The 12,988-nt window shown below is 48.4% G+C and carries 13 protein-coding genes and 2 pseudogenes; 10 read left to right on the forward strand and 5 right to left on the reverse strand.

The window, feature by feature from the left end; translation table 11 throughout:
- Nucleotides 1-228 precede the first annotated feature (228 nt).
- Nucleotides 229-630, forward strand: a complete 402-nt coding sequence (locus GK091_RS21715; RefSeq protein WP_164041969.1) for a response regulator — start codon at nucleotides 229-231, stop codon at nucleotides 628-630.
- A gap of 109 nt (nucleotides 631-739) precedes the next feature.
- Nucleotides 740-1,174 (forward strand): response regulator, encoded by a 435-nt coding sequence (locus tag GK091_RS21720; protein ID WP_164041970.1) that lies wholly within the window; start codon nucleotides 740-742, stop codon nucleotides 1,172-1,174.
- 9 nt (nucleotides 1,175-1,183) lie between these two features.
- Here GK091_RS21720 and GK091_RS21725 read toward each other — a convergent pair whose 3' ends face one another.
- Complete coding sequence (locus tag GK091_RS21725; RefSeq protein ID WP_212592991.1) at nucleotides 1,184-1,744, reverse strand: DoxX family membrane protein; 561 nt, start codon at nucleotides 1,742-1,744, stop codon at nucleotides 1,184-1,186.
- A 69-nt stretch (nucleotides 1,745-1,813) separates the two neighbouring features.
- Entirely contained in the window at nucleotides 1,814-2,209 is a 396-nt protein-coding gene (locus tag GK091_RS21730) for a LytTR family DNA-binding domain-containing protein (protein ID WP_164041971.1), read from the reverse strand.
- Between the two features lie 446 nt (nucleotides 2,210-2,655).
- Here GK091_RS21730 and GK091_RS21735 point away from each other — a divergent pair, with 446 nt between their 5' ends.
- On the forward strand, nucleotides 2,656-3,138 hold the full coding sequence (locus GK091_RS21735; protein WP_164041972.1) for a response regulator: 483 nt from the start codon (nucleotides 2,656-2,658) through the stop codon (nucleotides 3,136-3,138).
- Nucleotides 3,139-3,640: 502 nt separating this feature from the next.
- Here the strand turns inward: GK091_RS21735 and GK091_RS29635 are convergent.
- Nucleotides 3,641-3,872, reverse strand: a pseudogene (locus tag GK091_RS29635) (transposase); the annotation flags it as partial.
- Between the two features lie 399 nt (nucleotides 3,873-4,271).
- On the opposite strand from GK091_RS29635, the gene GK091_RS21740 reads away from it, so the two are divergent.
- The 7 genes and pseudogenes from GK091_RS21740 to GK091_RS29640 all read left to right on the forward strand — a co-directional run bounded on the left by GK091_RS21740 (nucleotide 4,272) and on the right by GK091_RS29640 (nucleotide 10,592).
- Nucleotides 4,272-5,993, forward strand: coding sequence for a TMF family protein (locus tag GK091_RS21740; RefSeq protein ID WP_246202347.1), 1,722 nt, complete (start codon nucleotides 4,272-4,274; stop codon nucleotides 5,991-5,993).
- 276 nt (nucleotides 5,994-6,269) lie between these two features.
- On the forward strand, nucleotides 6,270-7,841 hold the full coding sequence (locus GK091_RS21745) for a TMF family protein (RefSeq protein ID WP_246202348.1): 1,572 nt from the start codon (nucleotides 6,270-6,272) through the stop codon (nucleotides 7,839-7,841).
- A gap of 181 nt (nucleotides 7,842-8,022) precedes the next feature.
- Nucleotides 8,023-8,325 (forward strand): hypothetical protein, encoded by a 303-nt coding sequence (locus GK091_RS30085; protein ID WP_394351883.1) that lies wholly within the window; start codon nucleotides 8,023-8,025, stop codon nucleotides 8,323-8,325.
- Between the two features lie 239 nt (nucleotides 8,326-8,564).
- Nucleotides 8,565-8,771, forward strand: a pseudogene (locus GK091_RS30090) (hypothetical protein); the annotation flags it as partial.
- A 42-nt stretch (nucleotides 8,772-8,813) separates the two neighbouring features.
- Nucleotides 8,814-10,157: a putative Ig domain-containing protein gene (locus GK091_RS21750; RefSeq protein WP_246202349.1), complete on the forward strand. Its 1,344-nt coding sequence runs from the start codon at nucleotides 8,814-8,816 to the stop codon at nucleotides 10,155-10,157.
- Between the two features lie 104 nt (nucleotides 10,158-10,261).
- On the forward strand, nucleotides 10,262-10,549 hold the full coding sequence (locus GK091_RS21755; protein ID WP_246202350.1) for a hypothetical protein: 288 nt from the start codon (nucleotides 10,262-10,264) through the stop codon (nucleotides 10,547-10,549).
- Nucleotides 10,527-10,592, forward strand: coding sequence for a DUF4113 domain-containing protein (locus GK091_RS29640; RefSeq protein ID WP_246202387.1), 66 nt, complete (start codon nucleotides 10,527-10,529; stop codon nucleotides 10,590-10,592). Before GK091_RS21755 ends, GK091_RS29640 begins: the two co-directional genes overlap by 23 nt.
- A 284-nt stretch (nucleotides 10,593-10,876) precedes the next feature.
- Here GK091_RS29640 and GK091_RS21760 read toward each other — a convergent pair whose 3' ends face one another.
- Nucleotides 10,877-12,238 carry an ABC transporter ATP-binding protein gene (locus GK091_RS21760; protein WP_164041974.1) on the reverse strand — a complete coding sequence of 454 codons (1,362 nt, stop codon included), beginning with the start codon at nucleotides 12,236-12,238 and terminating at the stop codon, nucleotides 10,877-10,879.
- Nucleotides 12,239-12,633: 395 nt separating this feature from the next.
- Nucleotides 12,634-12,855, reverse strand: a complete 222-nt coding sequence (locus GK091_RS21765; protein ID WP_170312762.1) for a hypothetical protein — start codon at nucleotides 12,853-12,855, stop codon at nucleotides 12,634-12,636.
- Nucleotides 12,856-12,988 lie beyond the last annotated feature (133 nt).

The raw sequence follows: 12,988 nt of genomic DNA on the forward strand, positions 1-12,988 counted from the left end.
CACCAGTCCCAGATAAGCAAACCCCCGGAGCCATCGCGTCTTCGGGGGTTTGCTTATCTGGGATAGACCTTATTGCTTCGTTCAATAGGTGTGAAGCAAATCTGGATCACACGGGTAGGAATACGAAACTTCTGGACGTAAAAATACGGCAGTATATTGTGTTGCTGACTTCCTTTTACGTAAGTTTAGCGATAGTGTTTACTGCCACCGTTTCTTCCGCCTTTTGAGTTGAAGTCAAAACTACCCGCCGTCTGGATCGTCGACGATGATGAAGACGATCAATATTTGTTCGAGCTTGCCTTTAAGCGGCTTGTGCCGCCTGTCCAGATCAAGCTGCTTAACGATGGCGAAGATTTATTGCCGAACCTGGCTGACAGTGACGATCTGCCTGGTCTGGTTATTCTGGATTTGAACATGCCCCGACTCAACGGGTTCGAAGCCCTGAAGCAATTGCGGGCCGAACCCGCTTACCAGGCCTTGCCCGTCGTAGTACTCACAACATCATCCAGCTACGAGGACCGCGAACGGGCAGTACAGCTAGGAGCTAATGGCTTTCTGACCAAACCTCCATCCATGGATATACTGCTGACATTATTTGGTCAATTAGTGCAGCAGTGGCAACTGAGCTAAACCGAATCAGATCCTGTCTTCCTGGTTTAGTTGGCCTTACCACTTAGTAATTTTCTTTTTACATCCCTGTCGGGGCGGCTACCTTCGATCGATTTTAGTACTCAACGAAATGCGCCTACCTCTCAATCGACACCCGCACGTCATGCTCATTGACGACGACGAGGATGATTATTTTTTGCTGAAAGGTGCCTTCAGCACTTACTCAGATCAAGTTCAGCTTACCCACCAGCGTACGGCTACCAACCTGATGGACGCCCTTCTTCAGTTGACACGTTTACCCGATTTGATTCTGCTGGACCTCAATCTGCCTCCCCTCAACGGGCTGGAGGTGCTGGCCACGCTGAAGCAGGATGCCCGAACCCGCCAGATTCCCGTTTTGATCTGGTCAGGGTCCATTGCTCAGGATCAACTCCGTCAATGCTACGAAGGTGGAGTCAGTTCAGTACTGCTCAAATCCGCCGATCAGCACAGTCTTGTTGAGGCTGTCCAACGAATTTGTACCTATTGGTTCGAAGTGATGCTTCTGCCTGATAATTCGGTGTAGAGGCCGTTACTAGCCCAAGCTGATGGACGATGCCTGTCGACGAACAACACGGGGTAGTCGGCTTTTTAGCGCACTCCGAAAGCTGCGGGGTTCAGCAACAATCCGGGCACCGGTCCAGGTGGCGGCAATGACCATACCAGCCGCTACCAGAATGATGTCTTTGATGATGTATTGAGCTGCCAGCGAAGGTCCGTGATGGGGTCCCGAGAAGAGTTCATGAGAATAGAAAATCAGGGGCGACATGGCACCAATCATTTGGGCCGCCATCAGCCAGACGGCAATCCGCAGGAATCGTCCCGTGAGGAAACATAGCCCGATTATACATTCCAGTGTTGCGACAAAATTCATCGCCGAATGGCCCGAAAAAACGCCCAGCGTCAACAGGGTGGTCGTACGGGTAGCCAGCGACTCAATCGGGCTGATGCCGGGGAAAAATTTGAGGACACCGAAGCCCAGGAAAACTAACCCCAGACTAATGCGAAGCAGGGTGATACTATGAGCAACGAGCCACCGGTTGATAGCAGAATCGAGTTCATCGAATTGATCGAAAAGGTTAAGAAGCGTCTTCATGATCGTTGGGTTTAAACGTGTGTTATCTACGTACAGTTGGTTATAAACCGATTTGTAAGTAACTACAAATTAGCGAAAATTTATAGTCTGGTCCTTATTCTGCTGCGAACCTGGGTCGATCAGCAGAAAGCTGTGAGCTTCGAAAGGCGGCATACCCAGCATCGTTCGTACCTCCCCAATACGTCGGCGGGCGATGTCCAGACTGGATCCCGTACTCATGAATACCTGTGCCTCTTTGGCCTTGGTTTGCGCAAACTGAACGACATGAGCCGGGTTGATCAAAACCGATTTGTGAATACGGATGAAACCGGACAACTGTTTTTTAAACCAGTTTAGGGTGTGAGCAGCCAGATAAAACTGACCAGTGGTAAAATGGAGACGAGCATAGTTGCCATCCCCCTCAATCCAGACAATTGATTCAATCGCAATAGGTTTCTCTAATCCGGCTACTTTTAGCGTAGGCATGTATAAACAGTGTTGATAAAGTGTAGTGCTCAGGCATATAAGGTATTTTTCGTTTTAAAAGTGACTAGAAGAGAATATAATCGTCAAAACAGTAACGTAATTAATCTGATTTGTGCAAAAAGCCTGGCCACTCTTGTCAGGCTTTTTCATTGTAACTGGATATACGGGCAACAAATCAAATCAGATTTAGCGTGTTCTTCCGGAAGGAGTACGGGACAAGCGGGATCTATCGGATGATCGCTGTAGATCGCATAGAACCACTATCTGCTGTGAGCGGTGGGTGACTGTTTGGGCTGGATGAAGAACGGTTTGCGTGATCTTCTTACCCATCGCCGTGAACGTTCAGGTACAGCTACATCGATCATTACGATTACTGAGTGTGTTTCGTAACCTATTTATTAAATAGCTTGTTAGTTTACAGGGTAGCCCACTGTCTCAACTAACTCATGAAAAATAAACCTTCCTCATCGACGAGTAAAGCTAATTTCAGCCAAGCCAAAGTATTGATTGTTGAAGATAATCCTGACCAATGGTTTCTCATTCAACATGCTATGCAGCAGTGCCTTGGCGAAGTTACTCCGCATCGGGCCGAGACGACCCAGCAGGCCCTGGATCTTTTAAATCAATGGCAGTACGCAGAATGGGAGCAACCTAAACTAATTCTACTGGATTTATACGTTCCCCGAAACAGCGACGGCTGGCAACTGCTGGAAAGCATCAAAGCGATGCCGGCCCCATTGAGCCATATTCCAATCGTCATGTTCAGTTCATCATCGGACCGATCAGATATTGTTAAGGGCTACGAACTTGGTATATCGTCCTATCTGGTTAAACCCAGTAAGGTTGAAGACTGGCTGAATTTTTTCCAGCGACTGCGGCTTTTCTGGTGGGAGACGGCTACGTTGCCCCGTTCAGGATTTAGTTTTTAGGCAGTTAGCTGGGCAATGCATAAAAAAAGAAGAACACGAAGTCAACGCGGCTTCGTGTTTTTTAGTGAATGAGTCAAATTTCTTGATTGTGAAACTGTTGGTAGCAATATGAGTCGGGAACGTTGGCGTTGAAATTTCAGTGGCGGGTCCGTTGCCGAATAAACCGCCCAGTCTCGTGTAGCTTTGGCGATGTCAATGCTGATGTAGTAGTGAAATTTCATAAAATAACGGGGTCGCCCGTGCGATTAGTTTTGGTCTACTAGTCAATCGACTTGCCATTGTTCGAACCCTTGTTATGGGCCGCCAACCCTGATTTCTATGGCTCGGGCCACCCCGCCGAGCCTTTGCAAGTAAAACAGGGTGAGGTGTTAAATCGGAACATAGGTTTTTAGCCTCGACAGCCCGTTAGCGCGCCCCACTCTGGTTAACTATTAGCAAGCTACCTAGCCTTAGTTTCTTACTGGCACACAACCCTAAAGGGCGGCCCTGTGGCCTTAAAGCTTTTTTTGAGCACATCCTGAAGCATTTGTTTGTCCAGGCTCAACCGCGGTGGCGGACCACTCGGCTACCAATTGTTTCAACTGGCGATTTTCTTCAGCTCCAGCGCCCCGGTTCCAATTGTACTAGGTGGCCTCACTAATGCCCATTTTGCGACATACTTCGGCCACGGCCACTCCGGTCTCAGATTGCTTGCTCGCAGAGACGATGGCATGGGCCACCCCGTTGCGCTTCAGTGCATTTTATTTTTTTTATCAGCGATTATTTGGTTGTCAAAGACACTACAATTGGCCGATTTTCTCTACTTTATACTGGAACGCTTTTCTGGGGGAGGTCATCTAGACGACCTTAAACCGGATTCCCGTCTATAGACAGTGGAATCTCGTCTAACTTATAGTGTGGATCGTAGAGCAACCGCCTGGCCATCTTGAGTCAGGCGTTTTTATTTACACCGCTAGTCTACCGATCAGTTCAGGAAATGGCCCCGATTTAAATCCGCACAGTCTTTTCTGAGCCGGTTTTACTCATACATTTACCTGATGCTCCACTAGTTACCGCGAACTAACTTTGTTATAAACTGAACAGGAAAACAATCTAGATTTAGTGTAATCTTTCATCAGTTAACTCGCTTTACAATGAAATCAACTCTACACCTATTACTAGTCCTTTGTTTTTTAAGTCCTACGGTTGGTCTAGCCCAGAACAACTACGTGGTCCGCGTTACTAATGCGGCCTCGCCGGGTGAAGACAATACCATCATTGGTCCCTTGGCGGGTAACACGGCCATGACGGGTACGAATAACGTCTTCCTAGGCAACCAAGCTGGTGCGTCGAATACTGCTGGTGGTTATAATGTGTTTAATGGCAATCAGGCAGGCCTCAAGAATCTAGGCGGCTTTTTCAACGTCTTTGTTGGCACGGCTGCCGGGCAGAGCAATACCGAGGGTAGCGGAAACAACTTTATTGGCTTTGTCGCGGGACAAAGTAACACGACCGGCACTGAAAATATTTTTTTGGGTGATCAGGCGGGTCGCTTTAACGAAATAGGAAGTTATAATCTCAGCTTAGGCGTCCAGGCTGGCTACGCCAATAAATCATCCAGCTACAACACGTTTGTGGGCAGCTCCGCTGGCTTCAAATCCACCGCCGGACCCAATACCTTTCTGGGTGGTTCGGCAGGCTACAATAATCAGACGGGCACACAAAACACGTTCGTGGGCTATGAGGCTGGCTATTTTAACACAGCTTCAGCTAACACGTTTATGGGTTATCAGGCGGGCCGTAGTACTACATCTGGCACGGCGAATGTCTTCATTGGCAGCGCGGCTGGCTATACCAACTCCACCGGTATGGGTAACTTGTTCCTGGGCCAACAAGCAGGTTACAACACTATCAGCTCATACAACCTGTTCATGGGTAACGCGTCGGGCAGTACCACCACCACTGGTCTGGGTAACACAGCTATTGGCGATGGCTCGCTCTTGCGCAATAGCTTAGGCACCCACAACGTGGCCATTGGCCGTTTTGCGGGCGTGGAGAGCCGTAACGATGAGAACGTCTTTATTGGCTTTGCCGCCGATGTGTCGCCAAACACCCCAAACCTCACTAACGCCACCGCCATTGGCGCCCGCGCCCGGGTCAGCCAGAGTAACAGTATTGTATTAGGAGCCAATGCCAACGTCGGCATCGGCAATGGAGCTCCATCAGCTAAGCTGCACATCACCACAGGTACAGCCAATACGTCTGGTTTACGCTTAGAGAATCTGACCAGCAACTCGCCGGCTAGTGCAACAAGTCAGGCCAAGTTTCTGACCGTCGATGGAGCGGGTAATGTGATTCTAGGTAGTCTGAGCGGCTCGGCTCGGGAGGGCGCAGTGGAAGCCCTCTGGCAGCGGAAAGGCTCGTTCTTGCAAAGCACCAACGGGGAATCGATCATTATCGGTCAGGGAGTGGATAAGACGCCAACGGACTATAATCTGTTTGTGAGCAAAGGTATTTTAACCGAAAAGGTGAAGGTAGCCGTTAAGAATACCTCGGATTGGAGTGATAAGGTATTCGAGAAAAGCTATCAACTCAAGAGTCTAACAGAGGTCGAACAGTACATCAACCAGTCAGGTCATTTACCCGGCGTACCCTCAGCCATTGAGGTCGTGGAAAAGGGTATTGACGTGGCTAAGATGGATGCCAAACTGCTGGAAAAGATCGAGGAACTGACCCTCTACAGTATCCAGTTGGAGAAGCAGCTTCAGGCAAATGACAAGAAGCATCAGGCCGAGATTCAGGCTAATACAGCCCGCCAGCAAACAGAGATTGATGACCTTAAGCAATTAGTCAAACTGTTGCTTAATAAAAAGTAAGAGAGGCAACGAATTAAATTTGATTCTGCAAAACGCCCGGCTATATAGACCCGGGTGTTTTTGTGAGTACATAATTCAATTTCTGACGCACAAACTGGCTTATTCGGCTCTTATACCGAGTCAACCAAGTATACCGAATAGTAAAATTACATTCAACACGAAGCGGGCTCTGCTAATAGAGAAGCGCAGGTGGTTACCTTTAATTGACTGTTCGTGTAACATAAATCATGCTTGATCGCGATTGTCTTCTAACCCTGTAAACCAACGTAGAGTATTATGAAACCAAGTATCCTTCTGTTCCTTTTGTCACTAAGTACTCCACTATTAGCTCAGCCTAATTACGTAGCCACTACTCCTGCTTCATTGACTCCGGGATTCGGAAATACGATTGTGGGTATTGATGCGGGAAATTCCGAAATAACAGGTAGAACAAACTCTCTTTTGGGGGGTAGTGCCGGAAAAAGCATTACTAGTGGATCGCAAAACACGTTTATCGGCTATGAAGCAGGCACATTAAACACTACAGGCACTCAGAACACATATGTAGGGCATCATGCCGGGCGGAGAAGCATAGGAACATTTTCCAACACGTTTATCGGCTCTTTATCAGGCGCTTATAATGTAACTGGCCAATACAATACCTTTATTGGCAGCCAGGCTGGTTTTATTAACACTGCAGGGATTAGTAATACTTTTGTTGGTTCGGGGGCGGGGCAGAACAATACAGATGGCTCAAATAATGTATTTGTTGGTTCGGGGAGTGGTGTTGCTAACACCACAGGCAATAATAATTTGTTCTTGGGGTTGAGTGCAGGTAACGCAAACGTTTCTGGTCAACTCAATGTGTATATGGGTGCCTTTGCGGGTTATAGCAATCAATCAGGATTGGGTAATATGTTTCTGGGCCAACAGGCAGGCTATTTTTCTACAGGTTCCTATAACCTCTTCATGGGCAACAGTTCTGGAAGTCGAACTACTACGGGAGATGGTAACACAGCTATTGGTGACGGTTCTTTGCTGAAGAACATAACGGGCGTCAACAACGCGGCCATTGGTCGTTATGCTGGGGTGGAAAGCTATGGAAGTGAGAACGTCTTCATTGGTTTTGCCGCTGATGTCAACCCTAATACCCCCGGCGTGACCAATGCTACCGCCATTGGAGCAAGAGCCCGTGTTAGCCAAAGTAACAGTATTGTGCTAGGAGCCAATGCTAATGTAGGTATTGGCAACGGAGCTCCATCAGCTAAGCTGCACATCACCACAGGTACAGCCAATACGTCTGGTTTACGCTTAGAGAATCTGACCAGCAACTCGCCGGCTAGTGCAACAAGTCAGGCCAAGTTTCTGACCGTCGATGGAGCGGGTAATGTGATTCTAGGTAGTCTGAGCGGCTCGGCTCGGGAGGGCGCAGTGGAAGCGCTCTGGCAGCGGAACGGAACGCTATTGCAGAGTTTAAACGGGGAGTCGGTTGTGATTGGCTCGAAGGTCGGCAAAACGCCATCGGGTTATAAACTTTTTGTGGAGGAAGGCATTCTGACTGAGAAGGTAAAGGTAGCCGTCAAGAACACCAGTGAGTGGAGTGATAAGGTATTCGATACTGGTTATCCACTGAAAAGCCTTGATGAAGTGGGTAAGTATATTCAGGCTAACAAGCATTTGCCTGGCGTACCCTCCGCCGTTGAAGTAGTGGAAAAAGGCATCGACGTGGCGAAGATGGATGCCAAGCTGCTGGAGAAGATCGAAGAACTGACCCTGTACAGCATTCTACTGGAAAAAACCGCTAAGCAGCAGCAAGCCCAGATTGACGAATTAAAGCAATTGGTGCAGCAATTAGCCAACAAGAAGTAGCTAAGTGACTTAAGGAATGAGACCAACGGCCATACTTAGTTCGCGCTCGTTTTTGTAACAGATCAATACTACTCATCTAATGCGTATATCTATACTCTTCATCGCTTTTTTGCTTTAGCAAGACGTTAGAGCGGCTACCCCAATTTTTTTTATTAGTCACATTTTACTACGCCAATAACTCATGAGAATACTTTACCGTGTTTTTTTAATCATTCTTACAACCGGCTGTTTAACTGATCGAACTGCCCTAGCCCAGTGGTCAAGCGCTACTCTCTCGCAGGCTAGGGCAAATATAGCGATCACTAACGTGGGTACTAAAGCATTTTTTGCCGGAGGGTATCTCCTCACTACCTATACATCGTCTGACCAAGTGGACATCTACGACGATTCAACAGGTCAATGGACGACCCTAAGCTCTCACAACCACGATTCCGTTTGTCAGTTGCCAGCCTGGGCAAGAAAGCCTTTTTTGCCGGAGGAGTAGCTTTGGGCAATATAACTGACCGGGTGGACATCTACGATGATTCTACGCGTTAATGGACGACCGCACAGCTCTCACGGCCCCGTTGGAGTATAACTGCCGCTGGTACGCGTGGGAAAATACTTTTTGCGGGTGGAGTGATCGAACAGTTTGCTGAGTCGAATGTCGTGGATATATACGATGTAGCAACCAACCAATGGTCAGTAACGCAGCTTCCTCGACTCAGTGGCCGAGATCTGGGAGTGACGAGTTTAGGCGATAAAATAATATTTGCTAATGGTGGCCTACTGGACATCTATGATGTTACTAGTGGCCTGTGGACAACCCAAAGTTATTCGACCTCAAGAGTAAGCGTTGCCCTTGTCACCATTGGTCAGTCGGCCTTAATTGCTGGTGGGCTGATCGGCAATGACGCTTCCAACCTTGTAGAGATATATAATACAGCCACCAATCAGTGGTCGTTAGCGCATCTCAGTCAGCCCAGATACCTTATGACCGCTACTACTGTGGGACAGATGACGTTATTTGCCGGAGGACTCACGAAAGAAGGGTCTAATGAAGTACTAAGTTCCACAGTCGATATCTACAATCAAGATACCAATCAATGGTTAACCTCGCGACTTCCTCAGGTTGATGGTGCCTTTCAGGATCTTCGCGCACCTATATCCGCTGTTCGTACAGGGAAAAAGGTGTTATTTGCCGGCGATGGCTCAAACCATGTAGACATCTATAACACTGAGTTTATAAATACTCCACCGACTACTACGGGTATTCATAATCAAACAGTTCTGATCGGTCAATCGATCAACATTGACTTAGCATCTGCTTTTAGTGATGCTCAGACGCCTAGTAGTTTAAGTCTTTCGACCAGTGGCTTACCGTTGGGCTTAGGTCTAATTAATACAACCATTACTGGCGTACCAGCCACAACGGGAACAACTTCGATAACTGTTACAGCTGCTGATCCAGGTGGTCTGTCGGTAAACACGTCGTTCAGTTTGACGGTACAAGCCTCCGGGCAAAATACATCGCTTAGTCTGCTAGTCCCCACTTACGATTGCCAAACCGGTGCGTTTAGGTTCAACACGATAGGGGGCGATGGCTCACCCATCGAGTACTACGCCGTACCGGGCATCACCGGCTGGACAACCAACCCCAACCAGTTCGTTGATGCCGAGACCCGGACAGCCGCCGATGCCCAACCCATTACGCTAAAAGCCCGTCAAAATGGCCAGGAAGTCATGCTGGTGCGGGACATTCGCGCCGTATGCCCCGTCAGTTCAGCTCCGTTTGCCATCACGGGCGTTAACACGATGAGTTGCCAAGCCATCACGGCCACCGAACGGCGACTGACATTTACGCCACAGTACCGGGGGTTAACGAGCGAGCCATTCAGCTTTTCGGTAGTCAATGAGATGTTGCCTACGAGTGCCGCCGGTCCCTATAACCTCCGCCTTTATACGGACAATCCAATAATCACCCTAAAGGCTCAGCAAGGCAATTTAGTGGCTAGCTACAGCTATAACTGGTTAGCCGTTTGCTCTAGCCCAGCCCGGTCGGGTTCTGGAGAGGTGACTACCGGACTAGCCATCAAGGTGCTGGGTAACCCTGTGACAGGTCAAACCGCCGAGGTTGAGATCAGTGGCGTAACGGATCAATCGGTACAGATTAACCTAGCCGATATGCAGGGCAAGTCAGTACACACCCAGCGGATCGAGCAAGCGGGTGCCGTCGAGCGAGTGAGCTTATCGCTGGGAGCCAGCAATGGGGTTTTACTTTTACAGGTGAGTACGCCTACCCAGTGTCAGCAGGTGAAACTGCTGCGAACGAATTAGCGCGATGGCCCTACGAGCGCTTGGACTTAATGGTCTGAGCGGTTGTAGGGGCTATCGTCTTGTCAAATCAAGTTGGATTAGTTTTTTGATAGAAAGCCGTGTTCATGTTGGATACGGCTTTTTTGTATTCGTACACGCTATCGCTAAGCAAAAACACGGGTTCATTCTTTGCTTTTGGCTATAGCTATCAGAAAGTGGGCGTAATGCTGACCAGTCTAGTACCCGCCGGTTACCGGCAGAAAGGCATCTTCGTGAATGGTCCTAGCGAGAAACTAATCAAACTAGCTGGCGTGGTAGATAAGATCAACCATTGGCACGGGCAGGATAAATTGCGACTGGCTTCGCCGATGTATAGTCCTGATTGGCTAAATGCAGCAAACGTATTTATCTAGCAGGTATACAACCCAATGGGCGGATATACTGGAGGTTAATTAGGAATAAAACCCCTTTTTATAGGCTATACGGAGAGGAATAAGTTAGCTAATTACTTAACCGGTTAGCGGGATCTACAGGGATAAGTCGGATCTTCTTTTCGAGTAAAAGGCTACAGTCAACCTCCGGATTAACATATAATTAGTGGCTGTTGCAAAAGTCTGGACCGGATTCAATACATACGAACTGTAAACCCATTTCGACCCAATGAATGATTGTTCAATGAGCTAGCCCGGAGTAGTATCTGCTTTTGCAACAGCCACTGCTTTTATCTTAACCGAGTTAGGTTAGGGTTCAGGTACATACCAGAACGGAATCGTTATCAATTCGTCATCTTCTTTTTCTCGGGGATCTTGCAGTGCCACCCGCAGCCGGTTGCGACCTAGTTTGAGATTGCCTGGCACCAACACGGTTTGCCAACCCCGTTGCTCCTGAATCCCGGTTTGGGTGAACAGCAGGTCAGGGTGGGTACAGACCGAATCGTTTACGGTGATGCGGATCAGCCGGTTAATCTGCTGGCTGCTCCAGATAGCATACTGCTGCCGACGTGCTTGCCGCGACAGCGTATCGCTCCAGGCTGGTTCGGGCGCAACCTGCTTGAGCAGCATGTCGAGCGCTTTGGGATAGGCAATGAATAAGCGCAGGTAGGGTTCCCGAATCACGTCTGACTGGATAGAAGCCCCGCTGATGAAGGCACCCTCGGGGCGCTGGTTGTCATAGGCCGTAGGTTCGACGTAGAGACTATCGACCCGGGCTGAGTAAATATGCCGGCTGTTGAGAAGCGATGTCCGCCCGTTGGTGCGCGAGATATCGTTGGCGTATTCGAAAAAAAATACCGCAAAAAACACTAAGATAAAAAGGGCTGCCGTTTGTAATAACTTGCCGGGCCGGATATTGCTGTAAAACGTGTTGGTAACATAAGAGGTATGTTTGTACATGCCCAGCATCACCAGTTGCCCTACCTTCGTAAATCGGTAGTTGAGTTGCATACCCCTGGGGGTTGCTTTTACCTTCTTCTGATTTAGCCAGAAAATGGCTACGTAGAATACGGCCACCAGCACGCCCAGCGCAATTTTGACTCCAAACCAGACGTTGGCGGATACGTTGGGTTGAACCACTAAATAGATCAGTAACCCCAGCATGTAGAGTATGGCAACTACGATCAGCAGGAACACGAACTGAAAAGCGAGAGCAAACACGATGTTGCACCGTTTGTCGAGCCAGAGAATATAGCGATCCAGTGGGCCAAGCTCGTTGGCCAGGCGTTGCTGGGCATAAGGTGTAGAGAAGGGAATACGGTCGTAGTGGATTCCCGACGGAAAAACGGCCAGGAGCCCGACCAGACCCACCCAAAAAGCCCGCATCACAAAATTGGCCAGAAAAGCCGCAAACAAGACGTGACAAGTGGCCCGCATCAGGCTGTAGGCCAGCGAGGGTAACATGGCCGCTACGCCCTCGGTGTGGGTCATGTAATTATAGCGGAGGTAGCTAAAGGCCGACTCCAGCAGATCGGGCAATTGCAGAATGGCAAACATGGCGACCCCGGAGATGGCTAATTCGAGGTTCCAGCTCTGGGTGGTTAATTCCCGAAGTTTGTCTTTCTCGTCAGGTGTCAGTTGGGAAGCGGGCGGTGGGTTGTTATCAGACATGAATGATTGTGTATGCTACTGGTTATACTCTAAGTTGCCTAATCAGTGATAAGTCAACCTAGCCCAGTAAATATACTACTCCAAATGACACTGTGACGCTTCTGAACCGTGCAAACGGTTCAACTATGGTAGCACATAAAGCTGCAACTAAAGAGAGAAAACTTGCTCACTAAACCACTACAACTCATTTAATGAGCCGTATCACCTGGGTAGCCTGGAACTCACAACCCATTGCCGTACGAAACTCCGCCCGGTTCAACTCGTCCGCAATCTGGTTGTGATTTTACCACTCTTGTGTATCATGGTGACCATTGATGAGGTCCGGCGGTTGTTCTTGCCTGACTCTACTTCGGCGTATTCAGCTATGATAACCCCTTCACGTAGGTTTCTAAAATCTATTTGCCTTGCGTAAATTGTTGCTGAACAGTTTTAGCAAATAAGGTCATATCAGACTTTCGGTATTGACTCAATGCACGAGCGCCTGATGGCGGAATAAACTCTCGATTTACCCGCTGGCAAGTGGCCCACAAGTCGGGATTTAATTTAATCTTGTAGGAACGGATGGGGGTATCTGCACCAAACCACAGACAACTGATATTCTTGACGGTTGCTTTCATTACGTATTCTATGGTTACAATCCTGGTATTGGATAACTTCCAATTCCAATGTATATAGGTCCATTTACCGCCATATGTTTTGAAAATGACTGAATGGTACATAAATGCCGCTTAGTCAATGAATTAAACGCTG

Origin of the sequence: Spirosoma agri, assembly GCF_010747415.1 — a bacterium.
Lineage (GTDB): Bacteria > Bacteroidota > Bacteroidia > Cytophagales > Spirosomataceae > Spirosoma > Spirosoma agri.

Bases quoted from the DNA above. Each gene is read 5' to 3' on its own strand.
- GK091_RS21720 (WP_164041970.1), top strand. From the start codon at position 740: ATGCGCCTACCTCTCAATCGACACCCGCACGTCATGCTCATTGACGAC.
- GK091_RS21725 (WP_212592991.1), bottom strand. From the start codon at position 1,744: ATGAAGACGCTTCTTAACCTTTTCGATCAATTCGATGAACTCGATTCT.
- GK091_RS21730 (WP_164041971.1), bottom strand. From the start codon at position 2,209: ATGCCTACGCTAAAAGTAGCCGGATTAGAGAAACCTATTGCGATTGAA.
- GK091_RS21735 (WP_164041972.1), top strand. From the start codon at position 2,656: ATGAAAAATAAACCTTCCTCATCGACGAGTAAAGCTAATTTCAGCCAA.
- GK091_RS21740 (WP_246202347.1), top strand. From the start codon at position 4,272: ATGAAATCAACTCTACACCTATTACTAGTCCTTTGTTTTTTAAGTCCT.
- GK091_RS21745 (WP_246202348.1), top strand. From the start codon at position 6,270: ATGAAACCAAGTATCCTTCTGTTCCTTTTGTCACTAAGTACTCCACTA.
- GK091_RS30085 (WP_394351883.1), top strand. From the start codon at position 8,023: ATGAGAATACTTTACCGTGTTTTTTTAATCATTCTTACAACCGGCTGT.
- GK091_RS21750 (WP_246202349.1), top strand. From the start codon at position 8,814: ATGACCGCTACTACTGTGGGACAGATGACGTTATTTGCCGGAGGACTC.
- GK091_RS21755 (WP_246202350.1), top strand. From the start codon at position 10,262: ATGTTGGATACGGCTTTTTTGTATTCGTACACGCTATCGCTAAGCAAA.
- GK091_RS21760 (WP_164041974.1), bottom strand. From the start codon at position 12,238: ATGTCTGATAACAACCCACCGCCCGCTTCCCAACTGACACCTGACGAG.
- GK091_RS21765 (WP_170312762.1), bottom strand. From the start codon at position 12,855: ATGAAAGCAACCGTCAAGAATATCAGTTGTCTGTGGTTTGGTGCAGAT.